Origin of the sequence: Marinobacter sp. EN3, from assembly GCF_000475315.1 — a bacterium.
Taxonomy (GTDB): Bacteria; Pseudomonadota; Gammaproteobacteria; order Pseudomonadales; family Oleiphilaceae; genus Marinobacter; species Marinobacter nauticus.
On record NZ_AXCC01000063.1, the window covers coordinates 13,345 to 36,615 of the forward strand.

Consider the following 23,271-nt stretch of genomic DNA (forward strand, 5'->3'; position numbering starts at 1 on the left):
GATCAATGCCCCAGGTAGACTTCGATGACTTTCGGGTCCGACTTCACGTGCTCGATGGACCCCTCAGACAGAACCTTGCCCTGGTGCATCACCGTGACCCGGTCTGCGATATCCCCGACAAACTGCATGTCGTGCTCGATCACCAGCACCGTGTGGTCTTTGGTAATGCGCCGCAGCAGTTCAGCGGTTTTCTTGCGCTCGGCCACCGACATGCCGGCCACCGGTTCATCCAGCATCAACAGGTCCGGCTTCTGGATCAGCAGCATGCCAATCTCCAGCCACTGCTTCTGGCCGTGACTGAGCAGCGACGCCGGCTGGTCCAGGGCATCTTTCAGGAAGATGGTTTCGGCCACGTCTTCCACCGCAGCCACCACCTCAGCCGAGCGTTTGAAGGCCAGCGCCCCCATCACGCTGTGGCCCTGTGGATAAGACACCTCCAGGTTCTCGAACACCGTCAGGTCCTCGAACACCGACGGGGTCTGGAACTTGCGGCCAACGCCGGAATGCACAATCTGGTGCTCCTTGAGTCTGGTCAGCTCCTTGCCATCAAACCTGATGGACCCCGAGGTCGCCTTGGTCTTGCCGCAAATCAGGTCCAGTACCGTGGTTTTGCCGGCCCCGTTGGGGCCGATGATGACCCGGATCTCTTTCGGGTCCAGGTAGAACGAGAGATCATCCACCGCCTTGAAGCCATCGAATGAGACGGTCAGGCCCTCGACTGCGAGCAGGAAGTCCTTACTCTGTGCTTTGGCTGCGTTCATCAGGATTTCTCCGGGCTGTATTGATCCAGCATCGGGTCGTAATCACGGCCCTCCTCTTGGCGGGCAGCAGGCGCTGGCTTCGCCGGGGTGCTCGCCGCTGCTTTCGGCTTGCGCTTGAACAGACGGTCCTCCAGGGGCATCACGTAGGTCTGGTACAGGCCGGCCAGGCCATTCGGGAACGCCAGCACCACACCGATGAACAACGCGCCCATGGCGAACGGCCACAATTCCGGGAAGGATTCGGAGAAGCCGCTCTTGGCGGCGTTCACCAGCAACGCGCCGTAGACTGCGCCCAGAATCGACAGGCGACCCCCGAGGGCACAGAAGATGACCATTTCAATGGAGGCAACGATGCCGATGAACGAGGGCGACATGAAGCCGACAATCAGGGTGAACAGCGCGCCGCCAATGCCCGCAAAGGCGGCGGCCAGGCAGAACACGAAGATCTTGAACGCGGCCACGTCATAGCCGGAGAAACGCACCCGGTTTTCCTGGGCGTTCATGGCCACCAGGATGCGACCGAGCTTGCGGTTCTGGACGAACCGGGCCACGAACAGGCACACGAACAGCAGGCCCACGCACACGAAGTACAGGATGGTTTTGGCCTCGTCGGTGCGGATGTCCCAGCCCATCAGGGTCTGCAGATCGGTAATGCCGTTCACACCCCCGGTGTAGCCCTGCTGACCAATGATCAGAATGGTCAGGATGGCGGCGATGGCCTGGGTAATGATGGCGAAGTAGACACCCCCCACCCGGCGGGTGAACATCGCAAAACCGATGATGAATGCCAGGGCCACCGGCACACCGACGATCGCCAGCAGGGTGAACGAGAAGCTGTGGAACGGTTCCCAGAACCACGGCAGCTCGGTCAGCTGGTTCCAGTCCATGAAGTCCGGGATACCCGGGGTGGACTGGATAGCCGTGGCCTCCGGCGTGGAAGCCTCCAGCTTCAGGAACATGGCCATGCAGTAGCCGCCCAGGCCGAAGAACACGCCCTGGCCCAGGCTGAGGATGCCGGCTTTGCCCCAGCACATCACCAGGCCGATGGCCACGAAGGCGTAGGTGAGGTATTTACCCACCATGTTCAGGCGGAACGGGTCCAGCGCCAGCGGCAGGATGACCACCAGCAGCAACGCCAGTGCCAGATAGTAGAGTCCCTCTCGGGAGGCAAACCATTTCAAAGGGGAAGTGTTTTTCATAACAGTCTCCTAGCGACGGACCTTGAGCGCCATCAGGCCTTCCGGGCGCAGCATCAGGATGCCAACGACCACTAGCAGGGTGAGGACTTTGGCCATGGAACCACTGAGGAAGAACTCCATCGTGGACTGGGCCTGGGAAATACCGAAGGCAGAGACAATGGTGCCAATCAGACTCTGGGCACCGCCGAACACCACCACCAGGAAGGTATCGACAATGTAGGCCTGGCCGGAGGACGGGCCCGTGGAGCCGATCATGGTGAAGGCCGCACCGGCGATACCGGCAATGCCACAGCCCAGGGCGAAGGTCATACGGTCAACCCCGGCGCTGTTGATGCCCACGGCTTCGGCCATCGGGCGGTTCTGTACCACGGCACGGACCTTCTTGCCCCAGCCGGAGCGGTACATCAGCAGGTAAACCCCCAGGGCGATGGACAGGGCAATGATCATCACGAACAGACCGTTGATGGGCAGTTCCACCAGATCGGTAACCTGGATGGCGCCCATCATCCACTCCGGCAGTTCCACACCCACTTCCCGGGCCCCGAAGATGGAGCGGTAGGTTTGCTGCATGATCAGGCTCAGGCCCCAGGTGGCCAGCAGGGTGTCGAGCGGGCGCCGGTAGAGGTGCCGGATCATGGCCCATTCGATAAAGGCCCCGAGGGCCGCACAGATGAGAAACGCAATAATGATGGCGACGAAGAAGTATCCGCCAAACAGACCGGGCAGGACCGACTGGAAAAACCCGGAGACAAGGTAGGTGGTGTAGGCGCCGAGGATCATGAATTCCCCGTGGGCCATATTGATCACCCCCATCTGACCAAAAATGATCGCCAGGCCCAGTGCCATCAGTACGAATACCGAGAACAGGGACAGCCCGGCAAAGCCCTGCATGGCAAAAATCGACATCAATTCGCTGGTGGTGTATCCGTCAAACATGACCCTTACTCCCGTCGCTTAAGAACACGTGCTTGCGTCCGAGCCGGACGCCGGTGCCCGAAGGCACCGGCCACGGCTGCTTACTGGTAACCTTCCGGGAACGGATCGGGTTCCATCAGCTCGTCGGTTTCATAAACCACTTCATACTGGCCATCGGTTTTGGCGCGGCCGATGCGGGTCTTGGACCAGAGGTGATGGTTTTCGTGGATGCGGACATAACCTTCCGGTGCCTTGGTAAATTCGATACCGGGTGAGGCTTCACGGATCTTGTCGATGTCGAAGGAGCCGGCTTTTTCCACCGCCATCTTCCACAGCCACGGGCCGAGGTAGGCCGCCTGGGTTACGTCGCCAATCACCATGTCGTCACCCCAGGCTTCCTTGAAGGCGGCCACGAATTCTTCGTTGTTGGGGTTATCCAGGCTCTGGAAATACTTCATGGAGGCGTAGATACCTTCCACGTTCTCACCGCCGATACCGCGGATTTCATCCTCGGTGACGGAGATGGTGAGCAGCAGCGGCTTCTCGTCGGTGAAATCGACACCGGCGGCTTTCATCTGCTTGTAGAAGGCCACGTTGGAACCACCCACCACCGACGCAAAGATCACGTCCGGCTTCTTGAGCTTGATCTTGTTGATCACGGAGTTGAACTGGGTGTGGCCCAGCGGGTAGTACTCCTCGCCCACCACTTTCAGGCCCAGTTTGTCGATGTGCTTGCGGGCAATTTTGTTGGAGGTACGGGGCCAGATGTAATCCGAGCCCAGCAGGTAGAAGGTTTTGGCGCCTTTCTCTTTCACCGCCCAGTCGATACCCGCGAGAATCTGCTGGGTGGCTTCCTGGCCGGTGTAGATCACGTTGGGTGACTGCTCCAGACCCTCGTAGAAGGTCGGGTAGTACAGCATACCGTTGTACTGCTCGATGACCGGCAGGATGGCTTTACGGGAAGCCGAGGTCCAGGCACCAAAGATGGCCGCGACGTTGTCCTGGCGAAGCAGCTTGCGGGATTTCTCCGCGAAGGTGGGCCAGTCACTGGCGCCGTCTTCCTGGACAAACTCGATCTGCCGGCCAAGGACACCGCCGGACTCGTTGATCTGCTCAATAGCGAGCTTCTCGGCCTGCACCGAACCAATCTCACTGATAGCCATGGTGCCGGTGATGGAATGCAGGATACCGACCTTGACGGTGTCGTCAGTGACCGCCAGTCCGGTGGTGTTTACCTCATCGGTTGCCGGCGTGGCCGCCTGGGCCGACGTGGCCAGCATGATGGATGCGGCCAGGGTGGCCAGGCTCTTTCGTAGCCCTTTGCTCTTGTGACTCCGCCCTCCGGCGGCAATGGTTGTGGTTCCCATGGTCATTCCTCGCAGTGGTTGAAAGCCGGTACCGTGCTCCGCTCCGGAAGCACAGTGCCCACGTCAATCATTCTGCTCAGGGCTGTCATGGGTGCCCATTCGGCATTCACCCCAGCGTGGTACGTCATTTGACGCATACCCGTGCCAGGTCAGACAGGTTACAACCGCAGGCAACCCCAAGGCGCACATCCGTTGCACCGGTTTATGGCACGGTTCTTGTTCCAGCTTTCTGATCCGGTGCGTGACGGCAGCAAACGCGCACCAATTCAGGGCGGCCCGGCGGGCCAGGAGCAGGGCGGGAATGGCAGTAAAACAGAATATTTTTCGGGTCCGGCGCAGCTATAACCAATGGGTGGCCAACCAGACCCTGGAAGACTACGCCCTGCGCTTTACCGCCAAAAGTGCACGCCGGTGGTCGGCTGCGCGGGTCAGCCATACTGCGCTGGGGGCCATCTCGTTCCTGGCCATGGAGGCCATCGGCGGCTCCATTACCCTGCACTATGGCTTCGACAACGCCGTCGCGGCGATCCTCGCGGTCAGCCTGGTGATTTTCCTGACCGCGATCCCGATCAGCTACTACGCCGCCCGCTACGGGGTGGATATCGACCTGCTGACCCGGGGCGCCGGCTTCGGCTATATCGGCTCGACCATCACCTCGCTGATCTACGCCTCCTTTACCTTCATCTTCTTCGCCATTGAGGCCGCCATCATGGCGATGGCGCTGGAAATGCTGTTTGCCATTCCCCTGGTACTGGGTTACCTGATCTGCGCCGTGGTGATCATTCCTCTGGTCACCCACGGCATCACCACCATCAGCCGCTTTCAGGTGTGGACCCAGCCCCTGTTTATCCTGCTGCAGCTGGCGCCTTTCGTTTTCATCATCTACGCAGATGCCTCCTCCATCACCGACTGGACGCAGTTCCAGGGCGTGGGCCTGCCCGCCGACAATGGCTTTGACCTGCTGCTGTTCGGGGCGGCCGCCGCGGTGGTGTTCTCCCTGATTGCCCAGATTGGCGAACAGGTGGATTTCCTGCGCTTCATTCCCGAGCCCACCAACGCCCCGGAACGGCGCCGTTGGTGGGTGGCGGTGATGGCCGGCGGCCCCGGCTGGATTGTCATCGGCATGGTGAAAATTCTGGCCGGCTCCTTTCTGGCCGTGCTTGCACTGAATCAGGGCATTTCCGCGACAGAGGCGGCCGATCCAACCCAGATGTATCTGGTGGCATTCAACTACATCACCCATTCCCCCGAGCTCTCGCTGGCGATGGCCGGCATCTTCGTGATTCTGTGTCAGATCAAGATCAACGTGACCAATGCCTACGCCGGCTCCATTGCCTGGTCCAATTTCTTCTCCCGGTTGACCCACAGCCACCCTGGCCGGGTGGTCTGGCTGGTGTTCAATGTCGCCATTGCCCTGCTGGTAATGGAACTTGGCGTGTATCGGGCACTGGAAGAGACCCTGGGGTTCTACGGCATTGTCGCCATTGCCTGGGTGGGTGCCCTGGTGGCAGACCTGGTGATCAACAAACCCCTGGGCCTGAGCCCGGCCCATATCGAATTCAAACGGGCGCACCTGTACGACATCAATCCGGTGGGCGTAGGCGCCATGATCACCGCCTCGGTGGTGGGAATCACCTGCCACACCGGGGTACTGGGTGACTACGCCCAGGCCCTTTCCCATTTCATTGCCCTGGCGGTGGCACTGGTCACCGCGCCCCTGATTGCCTGGAAGACCGGCGGGCGTTTCTACACCGCCCGTCCGTTTGTGCCCCTGGCCACCGATCACCAACTGGTGGGGTGCAGCATCTGCGAACACCGCTTCGAGCCGGAAGATGTCACCCACTGCCCCGCCTACGATGGAGCCATCTGCTCGCTGTGCTGTTCGCTGGACGCCCGCTGTGAGGACGCCTGCAAACCGGGCGCCGGCTACCAGGAGCAGATGCAGCAGTTTCTCGGGCGGTTCCTTCCGGCGCCACTGCTGTCGGCACTGCGCTCCCGGCTCGGGCATTTCCTGTCGCTGCTGGTGGTCATCAACGGGTTTTCCGCACTGCTGCTGTCGCTGATCTACTTCAAAACCCCGGTGGCTTCGCTTGCCGAGGCTACGCTGCTGTCTGTCACCCTGTGGAAAGTGTTCTTCATTCTGGTCATTGTCACCGGAGTGATCTGCTGGCTGTTTGTACTGGCCCATGAAAGCCGGGTAGTGGCGGAGGAGGAATCCCGGCGCCAGACCCGCCTGCTGACCGAGGAAATTGTCGCCCACGAACGCACCGACCAGGCCCTGCAGCAGGCCAAGGAGCAGGCCGAGGCCGCCAACGGCGCCAAAAGCCGGTATCTGACCGGAATCAGCCACGAGTTACGCTCGCCCCTGAACGCCATCCTCGGTTACGCCCAGCTCATGGAGAACGACGACTCGGTACCGCCTCATCGCAAGGAAGCCCTGGGGGTCATTCGCCGCAGCGGCGAATACCTGGCGGATCTGATTGAAGGGTTGCTGGATATCTCAAAAATTGAGGCGGGCCGGCTGGATCTGCACCGTGACCAGGTGCGCATCGGGTTGCTGATGGAGCAGTTGGTCACCATGTTCCGGCTTCAGGCCGAAGAAAAGGGCCTGGCGTTCGACTACCACTGCCCTCACCCTCTGCCAGAACTGGTGACCACCGATGAAAAACGCCTGCGCCAGATACTGATCAATCTGTTGTCGAACGCCATCAAATACACCGACCAGGGCAGCGTGTCACTGACCCTCCGCTACCGCAGCCAGGTGGCGGAATTCACCGTGCGTGATACCGGCGAGGGCATTGCCGCAGAAAACATCGAACGCATCTTCCGGCCGTTTGAGCGTATCCGCAATCCCGGCCAGAGCCGCACCGGAACCGGACTGGGCCTGACCATCACCCGACTGCTGACGGAAATCATGGGCGGCGACATCTCGGTGGAGAGCGAACCTGGCGAGGGCAGCGTGTTCAAGGTCAGCCTGATGCTGTCGAGCCTGCATTCCGCCAGCCCACGCTCGATCTCGACGCCGGCCCGCAGGATCTACGGCTACCATGGCGCCCGCCGGAAAATCCTGCTGGTGGATGACGACGACTCCCATCGTCAGGTGATCCGGGCCATGCTGTCGCCACTTGGCTTTGAAATCAGCGACACCGGCAATGCCATGACCGTTCCGGAACGAGTGGAACAGGAGCGCCCCAACCTGATTCTGCTCGATGTGTCGATGCCCGGGAAAAGCGGCTGGGAGGTGCTGGCCGAGCTCAGGGAAATGAAATACAACCTGCCCGTGGTGATGGTCTCTGCCGACGCCAACGAGGGCCACCATAGCGCCGAGGCACCGCGCCTGCACGACGGTTACATCATCAAACCGGTGCGACTGAACCTGCTGCTGGACACCATTGGCCGGGTCATGGGCCTGGACTGGCGCTTCGAGAAAAGCCCGGAGCCCCTGGCCGCGCTACCGCTGCCAGCCAGCGGCGCGCTTGAACTGCCCGCCCGGGAGCACTGCGAGGCGCTGGCAGACCTGGCCAGAATCGGCCATCGCAAGGGCCTGCTGGAGGCACTGCACAGCTTGCAGTATGCCGGAGACGCCAGTGACGCCTTCGTTCAGGAGATCACCAAATTCACCAACGATTTCCAGTTCGAGAAGATTCTCGAACTTCTTGAGGTAGCCGAACATGAAGCATCCTGATGACCGCAAAACCGTGGTACTGGTCGTCGACGACGCCATCGATTCCATCCGCATGATCAATGATGCACTGGAAGAAGCTGGCATGACCGTGCTGGTGGCGCTGGAAGGTAATCAGGCCCTGACCATCAGCCAGAACATCACCCCCGATGTGGTGCTGATGGATGCGCTGATGCCGAATATGGATGGCTTCGAGACGTGTCGGCGACTCAAGGAAAACCCCGCCTTCGCGGACATTCCGATCATTTTCATGACCGGCCTGAGCGATACCGAACACGTGGTTATGGGCCTGAATGCCGGCGGCGTGGACTATGTTACCAAGCCCATCGACACCACCGAGTTACTGGCCCGCATGGCGGTGCACCTGGCCAACGCCAGAATGACCCGCAGCGCCCGTTGCGCGCTCGATACCGCCGGTCAGAACCTGTTTGCGGTCGACCGCGAGGGCAACCTGCTGTGGGGTACCCCGCAAGTATGCCGTTGCCTGCCGCCGCCGGATCACGAGGACTTCCAGGGAGTACGGGAACAACTTGAGGACTGGCTGGGCCACCGACCGGATCCCGGCCACAGTCTGCCCATCCGGTTACTGGACACGCCCCGCTCCATTGAATATCTGGCCCTGGTGGATGGCCAGGAATACCTGTTGCGTCTGAAAACACCCCAGAACCAGAACAGCGCCTCAGCGGCGCTGCGGGAACGTTTTGATCTTACCCTGCGGGAGTCGGATGTCCTGCTGTGGATCGCCAATGGCAAGACCAACCGGGAAATCGGACAGATTCTGGAGATGAGCCCCCGCACCGTGAACAAACACCTGGAGCAGGTGTTCCGGAAGATGAATGTGGAAAACCGGACGGCGGCAGCGGCCAATGCCATTCGGGTGCTGGCAACGCTTTAAAGCCTGCCGGTGTTACCGGTACTGCTCCGGGAATCCTGGCACCACGTAGGTTTGCTGAAACCGCCGCACCGGCGGTACTTCGCCCTTTTCGGCCAGGCGCAGGTAAGCGTCGTCAAAGGCCTCACGTAGAATGGCCGCACGCGGATTGGCCAAGGAAAACAGCCAGGCGCCATTGCGGCTGCGCATTTCCGATTCGCGAATCTCGGCATCTGTCGTCCGGCTCAGGGTTTCCTGCACCGGTTGCCGGTAGTCCAGCAGGTAATCACCGCGATGACGCTTGAGCATATTGAGGCCGGACCGATGGTTCGGTGCTTCGGTAATCTGGATATCGGGCTGGGAGGTCAGCCAGTCTCTGAGGCCGGCGTAGGTATAGCCGCCGATCAGAATCACGGTTTTGTTGCGCAGGCGATCCATATGATCCACTGGCGGCACGCCCTCCAGATACCAGGCACTCAGTTCCACCGGAATCGGGCTGATCCAGCTTTCGAGAATGTCGTCTTTTAAAGCGGGAATGTCGGTTAGCCCCATCCACAAATCGATCGTGCCGTTTTTCAGATAGAGGTAGGTGCGGGCCACCGGCAGGTAGATAAATTCCAGTTGGTAACCCGCCTCTGTCGCTACCTTGCGGGTAATGTCCACAAACTCTCCGGCAGGCTCGCCCCTGTCATCCCGATAAGTGACCGGCGGAAACTCAACATAAGCAACCCGTATGGTTTTATCGACAAAAGCCTCCGAATCTGAGGCACGGACAGCGGTGGGATAGAACAAATAGGAAAAAACCAGAACAAGAAAAAGCGCCATCAGACAGGCGCGCGAAAGGGTCGATTGGGGTTGTTGACAACTGCGCATGTATACCGCTTTTCTTTTATCTGTTTACCTGAAGGTTAACAGATCCTATGAAAACTGTGCGGTGAAATATGCAAAACCTTGACTCAGAACGCGTGGGTGACCATGTACAGACCGACGCCCCCCATCACGATGGTGTAAGGCAACGCCATGATCACCATGCGCCCGTAGGACAAACGCACCAGAGGTGCAATGGCTGAGGTCAGCAGGAACAGGAACGCCGCCTGGCCATTGGGTGTAGCTACGCTCGGCAGGTTGGTACCGGTATTGATGGCTACGGCCAGGGTCTGGAAGTGCTCGTAGCTGATGCTGCCGGCGTCCAGCGCCTGTTTCACTTCGCTGATGTAGACGGTCGCCACAAACACGTTGTCGCTGATCATCGACAACAGCCCGTTGGCAATGAAGAACATGCCCGGCTGCTGGCCTTCAGGCAGCGCCAGTACGTAATCAATGATCGGTTTGAACAGGTGCTGCTCGTGAATCACCGCCACCACGGCGAAAAACACCACCAGCAATGAGGTAAAGGGCAGGGATTCCTGGAACGCCTTGCCAATCTGGTGTTCGTCCGTCACGCCGGTAAAGGAGGTAATCAGGATAATCACCAGCAGGCCAATCAATCCTACTTCGGCGATGTGGAATGCCAGACCAAACACCAGAATGACCGCGGCCACCGCCTGAATCCAGAGCGCCGCCTGATCAGACTTGGTGCGCCGAGCCTTTTCATTATCAGCGAACTCTTCCAACACCCGTCGCACCGGCTTGGGCAGTCGACCGCCGTATCCAAACCAGCGTAGTTTCTCCAGCGCCCAGCACGTGGCCAGACCGGCGAACAAAACCGGAATACTCACCGGTGCCATGTGCAGGAAAAAGCCGGCGAAATCCCAGCCAACCACCTTGGCGATCAGCAGGTTCTGGGGTTCACCCACCATGGTGGCGACGCCGCCCAGAGCGGTACCGATCGCCCCGTGCATCAGCAGGCTGCGGAGAAAGGCACGGAAGTTTTCCAGATCTTCCCGGTGCAGCTCAATCACTTCGTCGTCGCTGTTGGTGTTGTGGTCTTTCTGCTGGTAACCCTTGCCGGATGCCACCTTGTGATAGACCGAGAAGAAACCTACCGCAACGCTGATGATGACGGCGGTGACGGTCAGGGCATCGAGAAACGCAGACAGCACCGCTGCAGCGCTGCAGAACAGCAGCGACAACGCCGACTTGGACCGCACCCCCACCAGAATCTGGGTGAAGGTCACCAGCAGCAGCTCTTTCATGAAGTAAATACCCGCCACCATGAACATCAGCAGCAGGATGACCGGGAAATTGGTCAGAACCTCATGGTACACCGCATCCGCGGACGTCAGCCCGATCAGCAGGGCCTCCACCGCCAGCAAGCCCCCCGGGAGCAGTGGGTAGCATTTCAGCGCCATTGCCAGGGTAAAAATGAACTCGCCGATCAGCAGCCAGCCTGCAACGCCCGGTCCAAGCACGTACATCACGACGGGATTGGCAATCAGGAATAGCAGAATAACCTGCTTGTACCAGACGGGTGCCTTGCCAAGAAAATTATGGGTGAAGCCAGCAATTACGGTGTTGGGCATTACACAATTCTTCTGAAGATGACTGCCGGAGAAGTATGCGGCATGAAGCCGTTATCTTCCTTGATATTTGTGCCCGGGGTAATGGCCCGAAGGTGGTAGAAAGGCCCACATTCAGGTGTAGGCGGGGCGTACCCCTGGCAGGGCGCCTAGTTTACCGGGAATTGGTCAACGACGCGAGTTATCCAGCGGCGGCCCTCCGCCTTTGCCAGCGACCTTGCGGGAAGCAAGTATTCACCAACAATTTGATAAAGATCATCCCAAAGAACTATATGTCGCCAAGTTACACACAGTAAAATAGGCCGCTTTCCAGCAATACGATGTCGGCATGAAACACTCTCTGGTCCGTGTATTCCGGGCACTTCCCGTTGTTCTGATCCTGATGCTCAACCCGGCATCCGACGCTGCGGCTCAGGAACGCACGCTGGCCTATCTGGTTCCCGACATTCGTATCCCGTTCTGGGACATCATGGCCCGGGGCATTCACCAGAAGGCTACTGAACTGGGCTATGAGTTATCGGTACACAGCGCTGACAACCTGTCCCGACGAGAACTGGAAGCGACCGTTGCCGCGATTGACTCCGGCGTTGACGGCATCATCCTCTCCCCGACCCAATCCTCCGCCGCCGTCACGGTTCTCAAGCTTGCAGAACAAGCCGGTATTCCGGTCGTGATTTCAGACATTGGCGCCAAGTCGGACAACTATGTGAGCTATATCGAATCCGACAATGACCAGGGCGCCTACAATCTGGGCGAACTGCTGGTTGTCGCTCTGGACGAGAAAGGCTGGATGGACGGGACGGTGGGGATTGTCGCCATTCCCCAGAAGCGAGCCAACGGCAAGGCCCGGACCGAAGGCTTTCTGCGGGCCCTGGAGGAGCATGGTGTCAGCACCGCCGGCATCTACCAGCAAGCGGATTTTTCCTACCGCGAGACCTATGAATTCAGTCGACGTCTGATTCAGGACAATCCACAGCTCCGAGCCATCTGGTTACAGGGCTCCAATCGATACCGGGGCGCGCTGGATGCCATTTGGGAATCCGGCAAAACCGGCCAGATCCTGCTGATCTGCTTTGACGCCGAACCCGAGTTTCTGGCCATGATCCGTTCTGGCGACCTCGTGGCGGCCGGGATGCAGCAGCCATTCCTGATGGGCGAAACCGCCGTGGAGGCAATGCATCGGCACCTGTCGGGTGCACCGGTTGAAAAGGTCCAGCGGCTGCCGGTGTTACCGGTACACCGAAGTAATCTGGAGCAACTCCTGCCGACCATCCAGCGCAACGTTCTGGGTAACCGGTCGCAACCATGATGAAACAAGTGGCCGCAAACACCTCTGGTTACCCCTCTTTACTGGGCCGCACTACGTCTCTGGTAGTGGCCGTTATCGCGGGCGTATTTCTGTTGCATGCGGTGTATGTTTACAGCACCGCCCGGGCAGAGATTACGGCGGGCATCGAACAGGATGTCCACGAGAGTCTTGAACGTCTGAGCCGGAGCATTGCCCCATTTATCGAATCCTACTCGGTGCACGAATACGAAAGCCTGATTGCCACCGAGATGGCCCTGAAACAACACTTCGCGGTGATACTCGAAGACTATGAGATGGGCCGGATTCTCGGCCAGCCCTACTACCTGTATGGCCAACTGCGGCAACAGAACGGCCAATACAGATTGTTCCAGCAACGCACCCAACCGGTTCAGCATGAGCTTGCCCAGGCGTTTTACCAAGCCAGTGCGCCCATAGTGGGCGGCAACGATGAAGTACTGGGTACAATCCGGATCTACGCCGCGGATGACCTGCTGGTGGCAAAGTTGGAGCGGGTAGTGCTTGAGGAACTGCTGACGGTACTGGCTCTCGCGCTCACCCTGTCGGCTTTACTCGGCACGGTGCTCCACCGCTCGGTTTTCCGTTCCATTGTCGCCATCGATGACGCGCTCAGGAACAAGGATGCCGAGGGTATTCCGCTCCAGCCCGTGCCTCCGTTCCAGTATCGGGAGCTGGCCGTGCTGAGTGATGGCATCAACACCATGCTCGAGTCCATCAAAGCCTCACGGGAGCAACTGAAGCTGGAACGAAGTCGGCTGGAGAACATTATCAGCGGGACCCGGTCGGGTACCTGGGCGTGGAATGTCCAGACGGGAGAAACCGTCTACAACAAACGCTGGGCCGAGATCGCAGGCTATACCCTGGAGGAACTGGCGCCGGTATCGATCGACACCTGGATGAACCTGGCGCATCCGGATGATCTGCAGCGCAGCGCCGAGCTGCTGGAGCGGCATTTCCGCGGCGAGCTGGCCTATTACGAATGTGAGGCCCGGATGCGACACAAGGACGGTCACTGGGTCTGGGTTCTCGACCGTGGCCAGGTGCAATCCTGGGATGACCAGGGCCAGCCCTCGCTTATGTACGGCACCCATCAGGACATTACGGAACGCAAGCGGGCGGAGGCCAGCCTGTCGATGGCAGCGGGTGTGTTTCGCCATGCCCGGGAAGGCATTGTACTGACCAGTGCACAGGGACGAATTCTGGACGTAAACGCCGCCTTCAGCGCGCTGACCGGATACGCCCGGGAACACGTTCTGGAGCAGTATTACGAGGATATCCTGGCCTCTGACCAGTACTCCCGGGATTTTCGGCATCAGGTGCTGGCATCGCTTGATGCCAAGGGAGTATGGAGTGGTGAGTACTGGATACGTTGCCAGAATGGCTCGTTGCTGCCCTCACTGATGACCATCGCGGCGGTGCGCAGCCGGGAGGGAGAGGTGGAGCATTATGTCACGCTGTTCGCGGATATTTCCCACCTCAAACAGACCGAAGAACAGCTTCGTCATATTGCCCACTACGATCCCCTGACCGGCCTTCCCAACCGGCTGCTGCTGGGGGAGCGGCTTCAGCACGCAGTCGCCTCTACCCGACGGCACGGGGATTTACTGGCTGTGGTGTTCCTGGATCTGGATGGCTTCAAGGCCGTTAATGACACCTATGGCCATGCCACCGGCGACGAACTCCTGGTCACACTGGCCAGGCGAATGAAAGGCATCCTGAGGGAATGCGACACCGTTGCACGACTGGGTGGGGATGAGTTTGTGGTATTGCTGCCGGAGCTTTCGTCCGGGCCTGACTGCAAAACCATCCTGTCCCGACTGCTGTCGGCATTGTCGGAGCCGGTCGAACTGCTCGAACGAACCGTTCAGGTCTCTGCCAGCCTTGGCGTCAGTTTTTATCCACAGGTGCCGGATATTGATGCCGAAGTACTGCTAAGGCAAGCCGACATCGCCATGTACCAGGCCAAACAAAGAGGCAAGAATCAGGTGCGGTTCTTCAACGGTCTGGACCACACAGACGACACCAAAGCTGTGCCGGCCGGAGATCAGGAATAGCTCTGCCTTCAACCTTTTCGGAGCTGTTCTGCCAGCTTGGTCTGCAGCAGCTTGTTCTGTACTTCAAGCTCATGAATGCGCGCGTCCCGCGTACTTTTCTCCCAGACCAACCGATCCGCAAGCTGATCAATCTCGGCAGCAATGTCGGATACCTCATCGGTTCCGTGGTCATCCAGGCGTTGCAGGTAATCCCCCTGGTTCACGGACTTCAGAAAACGACGAATCCGGCGTAGGCGCCGGACCAGGTAATGACCGGCAAGCATGGAGAACAGCGCGGCCGTCAGCACCTCAAGCCCGGCGATCATCACGCTGTTCCGCTTAGCTCCGGCCATGGCCCGTTTCTGGCCGGATAAATCCAGTCCGATTTCCACCGACCCATAACCCAGTCCCGCCTGGGTAATCACCGCCTTCGCCATGTAAAGGTCCGGAAGTGCTTCGGCTCTGCGGGAACGCTCGAACGGCTGCTTCAAGCTCTCGGGAGAGCCCGCTTCCACCAACAGCCGGCCCTCATAATCCAGAATACGGGCGAATTCGATGCCATCAGCACGCGCAGTGGCGCTGACCAGATCCTGCAGTCCCACTCGATTGCCAAGCAGCAGGTTATCAACGGCATTGGCTGCCAATACCCGGGCGATGGATTGAGCACGGCGATCCACCTCCTGGTGGATAGAGCCATCCATGAAGTGGAATACGGAGTACAACAGAACCACCAGTATCGCTACTTCAATGGTGCCGATACCAATGACCGCCTGGACTCGCAGTGACAGCTTCATACCCGGACCTCCGCAATTGCCCGAGCGGAATCCGGGGTGGGCCAGCGCGTTTTGGCATCCAGAAGCAAACCCAGATAGTCGTTGAATGACATCGGCTTGTGAGCGTAGTAGCCCTGCACCAGAACATCCCCGAATGACTCCACTTGCTGCCATTGGGACTCGTTCTCCACCCCCTCAATCACGCTCTTCATGAACGCCTGGTTGGCCATCGACACAATGGATGCCAGGAACCTGGCTTTGTTGGCATCCAGCTCAATGCCCTCAACGAAGCAACGGTCGATCTTCAGCCTGTCGACCTTGAGCTCCCGGACGTATTCCAGGGACGAGTGGCCGGTGCCGAAATCGTCCAGGGCAAAGGTAATGCCGAGACCATGCAACGCTTCAATCACATCATTGATGTTGCCAAACTCCAGAGCCGCGTTGTCCTCGGTAATCTCCATGCATAAGGCCGCCGCGGGGATACCGGGCTCGAGCAGTAGCCGTTCAACGTTTCCGATCAGCTTCATGGACAACATGGCGGGGTTGAGGTTGATCGAGAGGTTGCCGGTATACCGGAGCCCGGAATACAGCTGCCGGGTTTCCGCGGCAACCCTGCGGAACAGCCAACAACCCAGCTGTTCCCCCAGACCATAGCGCTCGCAGAGCTCTACCACGCGATTGGGCGGGATGAATCCCAGGCTCTCGTGTTCGCAGCGCAACAGGACTTCGGCCCCGGTTACAAGGTTCACGTCGGACGCACTGACGATGGGCTGATAGACCAGCCGGAGTATCAACGCACCAGGTTCCTCATTAAACAGGCTGAGCAGACCTGCGTGAATCTGGCGTTCTTCCAGTATCCGCCGGCGCAGAGCTTCTCCGTCAATGAAATAGGACTGGTTTTCCTCCGAGGCCTGGACCAATGCACGATGCGCCTGCTGATAGCGGATCTGCCAGTCACCTGCTTTTCCGGCGCAGGGCGGCGCCACGCCGAAAACGGCTGAGGCATGCCAGACGGAATCGCCAATCCGCCAGTCAAAGCGGGTCGCAGACACCAGCTGGTAGACCGAAGACTCAACGAACTCGGGCTCCAGGGGCGCCAGTAGAATCACAAACTCACTGGCCGACACCTGGATGAGCTGATCATCAGACGACAATTCGCGCTGGAGTTTACGAGCAAATGCCTGGGTAAGCGAAGTTGCGCCCTCCTGGCCATATTCACTGAGCACCAGCGTGTATTTCTGAATGGCGCAGGTAATGATGCTGACGCGAGGGTCCACGCCTGCGAGGGAATGCAAATAATGGCTGTTGGGCAACCCGGTGACCGGATCGGTCTTTGACTGCTTGCGCAGGAATGCCATTCCCAGCGCCAGATAGCCGAAAACTACCGCCAAGGCGACCAGTGTCAGTATCCGGAGCTTGGCCAGCCTGTCCCGGGAGGCTTCCACGCTGCTCATCAACCGACTGGTTTCATCGCCCACAAAGTTATCGGTAACCAGCTGCATAACGTCCTGCCACTGCCGATGCCATGCCGCCATGGCGTCAGACCAGCCGGTAGGGTCTCCGGCGAGGCGTCGGGTAAGAGGGTCCTCCAGCGCCTGCAAACGGGTGAACAGATCCTGCAGGCGAGCCGCATTGTTGTCGTGTTCTCGGGTGGGCGCAGACTCCTTGCTGGTCAGGAGGTAATCGTAGCGGCTCCAGAGAACGTCGTACCTCAGGGTAACCTGAGCAGGCTCGCCGACACCGCGATCAAGCAGCGACAACTCCCTATCCAGGGCGCTTGCTTCGCTGCCGAGACGAACCAGGTTCCAGGACGCCATTCTCAGGGCACTGAGCGAGACACTCTGCAGTTTGCGATCCTGGAGATAGGTGTAAAAACTGGCGGACAGCAAGACACCCACCACGGAGAACAACAGGACCACGGTGATGCGGGAGAAGAGTCCCGCCAGAACAGATTGGCTGTTCATTCCTGCGTGAGTTCAATCCGGTTGAGCTGCCAGACCATGTAACGGTGGAAATCCTCACTGTCCAGCTCAGGCCGCTCCGATAACGGCAACATGATCCAGTAGGGACCACGCTGGCGGATGCTCATCGGCTCGCCGTTCTGGCGGGTGGACACAATGGCGTCCAGGCTCATCAGTTCCTTCATCGACCCTGACACCTTGTAACCATTCAGAGCCACCAGGGTGACCGCGCTGGCCCCGGTGCTGCCAAAACGCTCAATGACCCTTGCCAGCGTTGGGCCGGAGAACTCGGCGGTGCCTTCGTAGTAAGGACTGGTGGTCTCGATGACTGACTGTGGAAAACTCTCCAACAGTGCCCGATCCAGCACCAGAGTCTCCTTTCCATCGGTAATTTCGAGCGTCTGGGCAGAGGCCGAGCCGAAGGTAATGAGGAGGAGAATGGCCAGGCCTAACATTGATCGGAGACGATCATTCATCGGAAACACCCATCCTGTTGATCATAATTTGGACAGGCATCATAGTGGCGGGCGCGATTTTCAGCCAGTACCACTTGGTTACACAGTGCATCTAATTTGTGAAATCGTTTAAAACACCGAGAGAACGAAAAAAGCCCGCTGGCTGATGCGCGCAACGGGCTTTTCAAACACCTGGAAGGGAAAGACCGGTTATTCCACCGTCACACTCTTGGCCAGGTTCCGCGGCTGGTCCACATCCGTACCCTTCAACACCGCCACGTGATAAGACAGCAACTGCAGCGGTACGGTGTACACGATGGGCGCGGTGATCTCGTGCACGGACGGCAGTTGCATCACGTGGATGCCTTCTTCCGGCTTCACGTCCGCCGCCTTGTCGGCAAACACGAACAGCTCACCGCCACGGGCGCGAACTTCCTCCAGATTGGATTTCAGCTTTTCCACCAGGTCGTTGTTCGGTGCCACCGTGACTACCGGCATTTCACTGTCCACCAAGGCTAGCGGACCGTGTTTGAGCTCGCCGGCGGGATAGGCCTCGGCGTGGATGTAAGAGATTTCCTTGAGCTTGAGGGCCCCTTCCATCGCCACCGGGAACTGGGAACCGCGGCCCAGGAACAGGCTGTGGTTCTTGTCCATAAACGCCTTGGACATCTCTTCAATGTCGGCATCCAGGGCGAGGATATCACTCACCTGCTTGGGCAACTGATGAATGGCGGCAACGATGTCTGCCTCTTTCTCTTCACTCAGGCCATTATGGCGCGCCAGCGCCAGGGTGAAGATCAGCAAGGCGGTCAGCTGGGTGGTGAACGCCTTGGTCGACGCCACACCAATTTCCGGACCGGCCTGGGTCATGATGACCAGATCGGATTCCCGCACCAGCGAGCTGCCCGGCACGTTGCAGATGGCCAGAGCCGCGCGGAAGCCAGCCTGTTTGGCCTGACGCAATGCCGCCAGAGTGTCGGCGGTTTCACCGGACTGGGAAATGCACAGGAACAGGGTGTCGGGCTGAATCACGTGTTTGCGGTAGCGGAACTCGGAAGCGACTTCCACCGAACAAGGCACGCCGGCCAGTTCCTCAATCCAGTAGCGGGCCACCATGCCGGCATGGTACGAAGTGCCACAGGCGATGATCTGCACGTGACGGACGTTATCCAGCAGGTTGGCCGCATCGGTTCCCAAGGCTTGCTCCAGGACCCGGCTGTCGGTGATCCGGCCTTCCATGGTGGCCTTGATCACTTTCGGTTGCTCGTAGATTTCCTTGAGCATGAAGTGGCGGTATTCACCTTTGTCCGCAGAGTCAGCACCGTGTTCAAAACGGGTAATGGTCCGCTCCACCGGCTGACCACTGCGATCGTGGATGCGGATGTTGTCCTTGCGGATATCGGCGATATCGCCCTCTTCCAGGAACATGAAGCGGTCGGTCACCGGCAACAGGGCCAGCTGGTCAGACGCGATGAAATTCTCGCCAATACCGACGCCAACCACCAGAGGGCTGCCCTCGCGACAGACCACCAGGTGATCCGGCTCATCGGCATGAACAACGGCCAGGGCGTAGGCACCGCGCAGACGCTGAATGGCCGCCTTTACCGCCTCGTAGAGTTTGCCCTGTTCACGGAAGTATTTCTCGATCAGATGCGCGACCACCTCGGTATCGGTCTGGGAGGTGAACTCAAAACCCTCGGCCCTGAGTTCATCCCGTAGTTCCTGGTAGTTCTCGATGATGCCGTTATGGACGATGGCCAGCCGCTCGCCGGACATATGGGGATGGGCGTTTACCTGAGAGGGCTCGCCGTGGGTGGCCCAGCGAGTGTGGGCGATACCCAGGTGACCAGCCAGGGGGTTTGCTTCAATGGCATCAGCCAGGGCCGCCACCTTGCCAACTTCCCGGGCTCGCTGCACCAGGTGCTGGCCATTGATGACGGCCATGCCGGCGGAGTCGTACCCCCGGTATTCCAGGCGGCGCAGGCCCTCCAGCAGAATACCCTGGACATCCCGTTCAGATACCGCTCCTACAATCCCACACATGCTGTTATCACCTGTTCGTTAATCGTTGGTTACGCTTTTTTCGGCCGTTCCCAGCCGGCGATGTTGCGCTGCTTGCCACGGGCCACCGCCAGTTCCCCTTCGCTGATATCGCGGGTAATGGTGGAGCCGGCACCAATGGTGGCCTGTTCCGCTACGTTCACCGGAGCGACCAGTGAGGTATTGGAGCCGACAAATACCCCGTCACCCAATACCGTCTGGTGTTTGTTCACACCATCATAATTGCAGGTGATGGTACCTGCACCCACATTCACATTACGGCCCAGTGAGGCATCACCAACGTAACTGAGGTGATTGATCTTGCTGCCCTCACCCACCACGGCCTTCTTCGTTTCGACAAAATTGCCAACCTTGGTGTTGGCGGCCAGTTCAGTGCCCGGGCGCAGACGTGCGAATGGCCCGATCTGGGCGTTGGAACCCACTACCGCACCTTCAATCACGCTGTTGGCCTTGATCTCGGCACCGTCGGCGATGGTGGCGTCTTTGATCACACAGTTGGGTCCGATCACGACGTTGTTGCCGAGGCTCACCCGGCCTTCAAAGACCGCGTTTACGTCTATCCACAGGTCGTTGCCAATGGTGAGCTCACCGCGCACCTCAATGCGGGCCGGGTCCGCCAGGGATGCACCCTCGGTCATCAAACGCTCGGCTTGCTGACGCTGGTACCAGCGCTCCAGTTCCGCCAGTTGCAGGCGGTTGTTCACGCCCTGAACCTCAAACGGATTCAGCGGTTGGGAAACCGTCACTGACAAGCCGTGGTCGACCGCCATCGCGATAATGTCAGTCAGATAATACTCGCCCTGGGCATTGCTGTTGGACAGAGCGGGCAGCCATTGCTTCAGATGACGGGCGGATACCGCGAGAATGCCGGTGTTCACTTCCTGAATCTGCTGCTGTTCAGCGGTCGCGTCTTTCTGCTCAACGATGGCCTGAACCAGGCCTTGTTCGTTGCGAACGATCCGGCCATAACCGTGGGGGTTGTCCATATCCACCGTCAGCAAAGCCAGATTCCGTTCGTCCAGGTCGGCGACCATGGTTTCCAGGGTATCTTTGCGAGTCAGAGGGACGTCACCGTACAACACCAACACCCGGGCATCATCCGGCAGTGCCGGCAGTGCCTGGGCCACGGCATGGCCGGTGCCCAGCTGTTCGGTCTGCAACACCCAGTTCACCGAGTCGTCTTCCAGAGACGCCCGAACCTGATCGGCCCCGTGACCAATCACCGTGTGAATTTTCTCCGCGCCCAGTTGTTTTGCGGTATCAACCACATGGTGCAGCATGGCTTTACCCGCCACCGGGTGCAGCACCTTGGGCAGGGAGGATTTCATGCGGGAGCCCTGGCCTGCGGCCAGGATCACAACGTGTAACGGGCTCATGGGGCAATCAGCTCCGGTATTCAAAACGTCCATAAATGAAAAAACCGCGTCCCGGTGGAATCGCCGACACTCCGTTTCCGGAATACCGGGCCCTCCACCTGAGGATGCGGTTCACTGTCAGGCCAGTCCGGGCGCTGACACAGGCTCTGCTTAACGCAGGTGCTTGCGCAGCTTCTGGATGGTGCGCAGCTGAGCGGCAGCTTCGGCCAGCTCGGCGGCAGCACGCGAGTACTCGAACTCGCCTGTCTTGTTCGCCAGTGCCTTCTCGGCTTGCTTCTGGGCTTCCAGGGCCGCTGCTTCGTCCACATCCTTTGCACGAACGGCGGTGTCGGCCATCAGGGTAACCAGATTGGGCTGTACTTCCAGGTAACCACCGGATACGTACAGAATCTCCTCACTGCCACCCTGCTTGATGATCCGCACTGCGCCGGGCTTCAGCTCGGTCAGTAGCGGAGCATGGCCATACTGGATGCCAAGCTCACCTTCGGTACCGGTGGCGATCAGCATCTCCACCAGGCCCGAATAGATTTTTTCCTCGGCACTTACGACGTCACAATGTACGGTCATAGCCATTTCATACGCCTCTTGGGTCAGAAAGGAAAAAAGGTGTCTTACTTACCTTCCTTCTCTTTCATTGCCTTAGCTTTCTCAATCGCTTCTTCGATGCCGCCGCACATGTAGAACGCCTGCTCCGGCATGTCGTCGTAGTCACCGTTGAGAATGCCTTCGAAGCTGGCGATGGTCTCTTTCAGAGACACGTACTTACCCGGAGAACCGGTAAATACTTCAGCAACGTGGAACGGCTGCGACAGGAAACGCTCAATCTTACGGGCGCGGGATACGATCAGCTTGTCGTCTTCAGACAGCTCGTCCATACCCAGGATCGCGATGATGTCTTTCAGTTCCTTGTAGCGCTGCAGAACGTTCTGAACACCACGGGCAACGTTGTAGTGCTGCTCACCAATCACCAGCGGATCCAGCTGACGGGAGGTGGAGTCGAGCGGATCGATCGCCGGGTAGATACCCTTGGAAGCGATGTCACGGCTCAGTACCACGGTCGCGTCAAGGTGCGAGAAGGTGGTGGCCGGAGACGGGTCAGTCAAGTCATCCGCCGGTACGTAGACCGCCTGGATAGAAGTGATGGAACCGGTCTTGGTAGAGGTGATACGCTCCTGCAGCTGACCCATCTCTTCCGCCAGGGTCGGCTGGTAACCTACCGCAGAAGGCATACGACCCAGCAGTGCAGATACCTCAGTACCGGCCAGGGTGTAACGGTAGATGTTGTCAACGAACAGCAGTACGTCACGGCCTTCGTCACGGAACTTCTCAGCCATGGTGAGACCGGTCAGGGCCACACGCAGACGGTTTCCAGGGGGCTCGTTCATCTGGCCGTAAACCATGGCAACCTTATCGAGAACGTTGGACTCCTTCATTTCGTAGTAGAAGTCGTTACCTTCCCGGGTCCGCTCACCAACACCTGCGAATACGGAGAGACCGGAGTGCTCTTTCGCGATGTTGTTGATCAGTTCCATCATGTTTACGGTCTTGCCTACGCCGGCACCACCGAACAGACCAACCTTACCACCCTTGGCGAACGGGCAGATCAGGTCGATAACCTTGATGCCGGTTTCCAGCAGGTCGGCAGACGCTGCCTGATCGGCATAGCCCGGTGCTTTGCGGTGGATAGCCCAGCGCTCTTCTTCGCCGATGTCGCCCTGTTCGTCGATGGGACGACCCAGAACGTCCATGATCCGGCCCAGAGTCTGTGTACCCACAGGTACAGAGATCGGCTTGCCGGTGTTTTCTGCTTTCAGCCCACGCTTCAGGCCCTCAGTGCTGCCCATGGCGATGGTACGAACAATGCCGTCACCCAGCTGCTGCTGGACTTCCAGAGTTGTTTCGCCACCTTCAAGCAGCAGTGCGTCGTAAACGCTTGGAACGGAGTCACGTGGAAATTCCACGTCGATAACCGCGCCAATGATCTGAACGATGTGTCCGCTACTCATGCTCGGTTCCTCGTTATCTTGATAG

General features: G+C 59.1%; 17 protein-coding genes. 4 read left to right on the top strand and 13 right to left on the bottom strand.

What is annotated here, in order from left to right; translation table 11 throughout:
- Positions 1-2: 2 nt before the first annotated feature.
- From urtD to urtA, 4 genes are all read right to left on the bottom strand, one after another.
- Positions 3-761, bottom strand: coding sequence for an urea ABC transporter ATP-binding protein UrtD (urtD, locus tag Q675_RS33985; protein WP_023011872.1), 759 nt, complete (start codon positions 759-761; stop codon positions 3-5).
- Complete coding sequence (urtC, locus tag Q675_RS33990) at positions 761-1,960, bottom strand: urea ABC transporter permease subunit UrtC (RefSeq protein WP_023011873.1); 1,200 nt, start codon at positions 1,958-1,960, stop codon at positions 761-763. The genes urtD and urtC overlap by 1 nt, the downstream gene beginning before the upstream one ends.
- Positions 1,961-1,969: 9 nt before the next feature.
- Complete coding sequence (gene urtB / locus Q675_RS33995; RefSeq protein WP_011787267.1) at positions 1,970-2,896, bottom strand: urea ABC transporter permease subunit UrtB; 927 nt, start codon at positions 2,894-2,896, stop codon at positions 1,970-1,972.
- Between the two features lie 80 nt (positions 2,897-2,976).
- Complete coding sequence (urtA, locus tag Q675_RS34000; protein WP_011787268.1) at positions 2,977-4,242, bottom strand: urea ABC transporter substrate-binding protein; 1,266 nt, start codon at positions 4,240-4,242, stop codon at positions 2,977-2,979.
- Positions 4,243-4,543: 301 nt separating this feature from the next.
- On the opposite strand from urtA, the gene Q675_RS34005 reads away from it, so the two are divergent.
- Together Q675_RS34005 and Q675_RS34010 are read left to right on the top strand one after the other, a co-directional pair.
- Positions 4,544-7,927, top strand: a complete 3,384-nt coding sequence (locus Q675_RS34005; protein WP_011787269.1) for an ATP-binding protein — start codon at positions 4,544-4,546, stop codon at positions 7,925-7,927.
- A complete protein-coding gene (locus Q675_RS34010) occupies positions 7,914-8,819 on the top strand; it encodes a response regulator (protein ID WP_011787270.1) in 906 nt (301 codons plus the stop codon). The genes Q675_RS34005 and Q675_RS34010 overlap by 14 nt, the downstream gene beginning before the upstream one ends.
- A gap of 12 nt (positions 8,820-8,831) precedes the next feature.
- Here Q675_RS34010 and Q675_RS34015 read toward each other — a convergent pair whose 3' ends face one another.
- Both Q675_RS34015 and nhaB read right to left on the bottom strand, forming a co-directional pair.
- The gene (locus Q675_RS34015; protein ID WP_227499597.1) at positions 8,832-9,620 is read right to left on the bottom strand and encodes a substrate-binding periplasmic protein; all 789 of its coding nucleotides are present in this window, start codon (positions 9,618-9,620) and stop codon (positions 8,832-8,834) included.
- A 131-nt stretch (positions 9,621-9,751) separates the two neighbouring features.
- Entirely contained in the window at positions 9,752-11,257 is a 1,506-nt protein-coding gene (gene nhaB / locus Q675_RS34020; protein ID WP_022992593.1) for a sodium/proton antiporter NhaB, read from the bottom strand.
- A gap of 325 nt (positions 11,258-11,582) precedes the next feature.
- Between nhaB and Q675_RS34025 the strand changes: the two genes are divergently transcribed.
- Together Q675_RS34025 and Q675_RS34030 are read left to right on the top strand one after the other, a co-directional pair.
- Positions 11,583-12,563, top strand: a complete 981-nt coding sequence (locus Q675_RS34025) for a substrate-binding domain-containing protein (RefSeq protein ID WP_023011875.1) — start codon at positions 11,583-11,585, stop codon at positions 12,561-12,563.
- On the top strand, positions 12,560-14,635 hold the full coding sequence (locus Q675_RS34030; RefSeq protein WP_023011876.1) for a sensor domain-containing diguanylate cyclase: 2,076 nt from the start codon (positions 12,560-12,562) through the stop codon (positions 14,633-14,635). The genes Q675_RS34025 and Q675_RS34030 overlap by 4 nt, the downstream gene beginning before the upstream one ends.
- A gap of 8 nt (positions 14,636-14,643) precedes the next feature.
- Here the strand turns inward: Q675_RS34030 and Q675_RS34035 are convergent, their stop codons facing one another.
- The 7 genes from Q675_RS34035 to atpD all read right to left on the bottom strand — a co-directional run bounded on the left by Q675_RS34035 (position 14,644) and on the right by atpD (position 23,246).
- Positions 14,644-15,408 carry a HAMP domain-containing protein gene (locus Q675_RS34035; RefSeq protein WP_023011877.1) on the bottom strand — a complete coding sequence of 255 codons (765 nt, stop codon included), beginning with the start codon at positions 15,406-15,408 and terminating at the stop codon, positions 14,644-14,646.
- Entirely contained in the window at positions 15,405-17,351 is a 1,947-nt protein-coding gene (locus Q675_RS34040; protein ID WP_023011878.1) for a bifunctional diguanylate cyclase/phosphodiesterase, read from the bottom strand. The genes Q675_RS34035 and Q675_RS34040 overlap by 4 nt, the downstream gene beginning before the upstream one ends.
- A complete protein-coding gene (locus tag Q675_RS34045) occupies positions 17,348-17,824 on the bottom strand; it encodes a molybdopterin-dependent oxidoreductase (protein WP_227499598.1) in 477 nt (158 codons plus the stop codon). The genes Q675_RS34040 and Q675_RS34045 overlap by 4 nt, the downstream gene beginning before the upstream one ends.
- A gap of 189 nt (positions 17,825-18,013) precedes the next feature.
- On the bottom strand, positions 18,014-19,846 hold the full coding sequence (glmS, locus tag Q675_RS34050) for a glutamine--fructose-6-phosphate transaminase (isomerizing) (protein WP_023011880.1): 1,833 nt from the start codon (positions 19,844-19,846) through the stop codon (positions 18,014-18,016).
- Between the two features lie 29 nt (positions 19,847-19,875).
- Positions 19,876-21,240 (bottom strand): bifunctional UDP-N-acetylglucosamine diphosphorylase/glucosamine-1-phosphate N-acetyltransferase GlmU, encoded by a 1,365-nt coding sequence (gene glmU / locus Q675_RS34055; RefSeq protein WP_023011881.1) that lies wholly within the window; start codon positions 21,238-21,240, stop codon positions 19,876-19,878.
- A 150-nt stretch (positions 21,241-21,390) separates the two neighbouring features.
- On the bottom strand, positions 21,391-21,813 hold the full coding sequence (locus Q675_RS34060) for a F0F1 ATP synthase subunit epsilon (RefSeq protein WP_014423136.1): 423 nt from the start codon (positions 21,811-21,813) through the stop codon (positions 21,391-21,393).
- 38 nt (positions 21,814-21,851) lie between these two features.
- The gene (gene atpD, locus Q675_RS34065; RefSeq protein WP_011787276.1) at positions 21,852-23,246 is read right to left on the bottom strand and encodes a F0F1 ATP synthase subunit beta; all 1,395 of its coding nucleotides are present in this window, start codon (positions 23,244-23,246) and stop codon (positions 21,852-21,854) included.
- Positions 23,247-23,271 lie beyond the last annotated feature (25 nt).

Bases quoted from the DNA above. Each gene is read 5' to 3' on its own strand.
- urtD (WP_023011872.1), bottom strand. From the start codon at position 761: ATGAACGCAGCCAAAGCACAGAGTAAGGACTTCCTGCTCGCAGTCGAG.
- urtC (WP_023011873.1), bottom strand. From the start codon at position 1,960: ATGAAAAACACTTCCCCTTTGAAATGGTTTGCCTCCCGAGAGGGACTC.
- urtB (WP_011787267.1), bottom strand. From the start codon at position 2,896: ATGTTTGACGGATACACCACCAGCGAATTGATGTCGATTTTTGCCATG.
- urtA (WP_011787268.1), bottom strand. From the start codon at position 4,242: ATGGGAACCACAACCATTGCCGCCGGAGGGCGGAGTCACAAGAGCAAA.
- Q675_RS34005 (WP_011787269.1), top strand. From the start codon at position 4,544: ATGGCAGTAAAACAGAATATTTTTCGGGTCCGGCGCAGCTATAACCAA.
- Q675_RS34010 (WP_011787270.1), top strand. From the start codon at position 7,914: ATGAAGCATCCTGATGACCGCAAAACCGTGGTACTGGTCGTCGACGAC.
- Q675_RS34015 (WP_227499597.1), bottom strand. From the start codon at position 9,620: ATGGCGCTTTTTCTTGTTCTGGTTTTTTCCTATTTGTTCTATCCCACC.
- nhaB (WP_022992593.1), bottom strand. From the start codon at position 11,257: ATGCCCAACACCGTAATTGCTGGCTTCACCCATAATTTTCTTGGCAAG.
- Q675_RS34025 (WP_023011875.1), top strand. From the start codon at position 11,583: ATGAAACACTCTCTGGTCCGTGTATTCCGGGCACTTCCCGTTGTTCTG.
- Q675_RS34030 (WP_023011876.1), top strand. From the start codon at position 12,560: ATGATGAAACAAGTGGCCGCAAACACCTCTGGTTACCCCTCTTTACTG.
- Q675_RS34035 (WP_023011877.1), bottom strand. From the start codon at position 15,408: ATGAAGCTGTCACTGCGAGTCCAGGCGGTCATTGGTATCGGCACCATT.
- Q675_RS34040 (WP_023011878.1), bottom strand. From the start codon at position 17,351: ATGAACAGCCAATCTGTTCTGGCGGGACTCTTCTCCCGCATCACCGTG.
- Q675_RS34045 (WP_227499598.1), bottom strand. From the start codon at position 17,824: ATGAATGATCGTCTCCGATCAATGTTAGGCCTGGCCATTCTCCTCCTC.
- glmS (WP_023011880.1), bottom strand. From the start codon at position 19,846: ATGTGTGGGATTGTAGGAGCGGTATCTGAACGGGATGTCCAGGGTATT.
- glmU (WP_023011881.1), bottom strand. From the start codon at position 21,240: ATGAGCCCGTTACACGTTGTGATCCTGGCCGCAGGCCAGGGCTCCCGC.
- Q675_RS34060 (WP_014423136.1), bottom strand. From the start codon at position 21,813: ATGGCTATGACCGTACATTGTGACGTCGTAAGTGCCGAGGAAAAAATC.
- atpD (WP_011787276.1), bottom strand. From the start codon at position 23,246: ATGAGTAGCGGACACATCGTTCAGATCATTGGCGCGGTTATCGACGTG.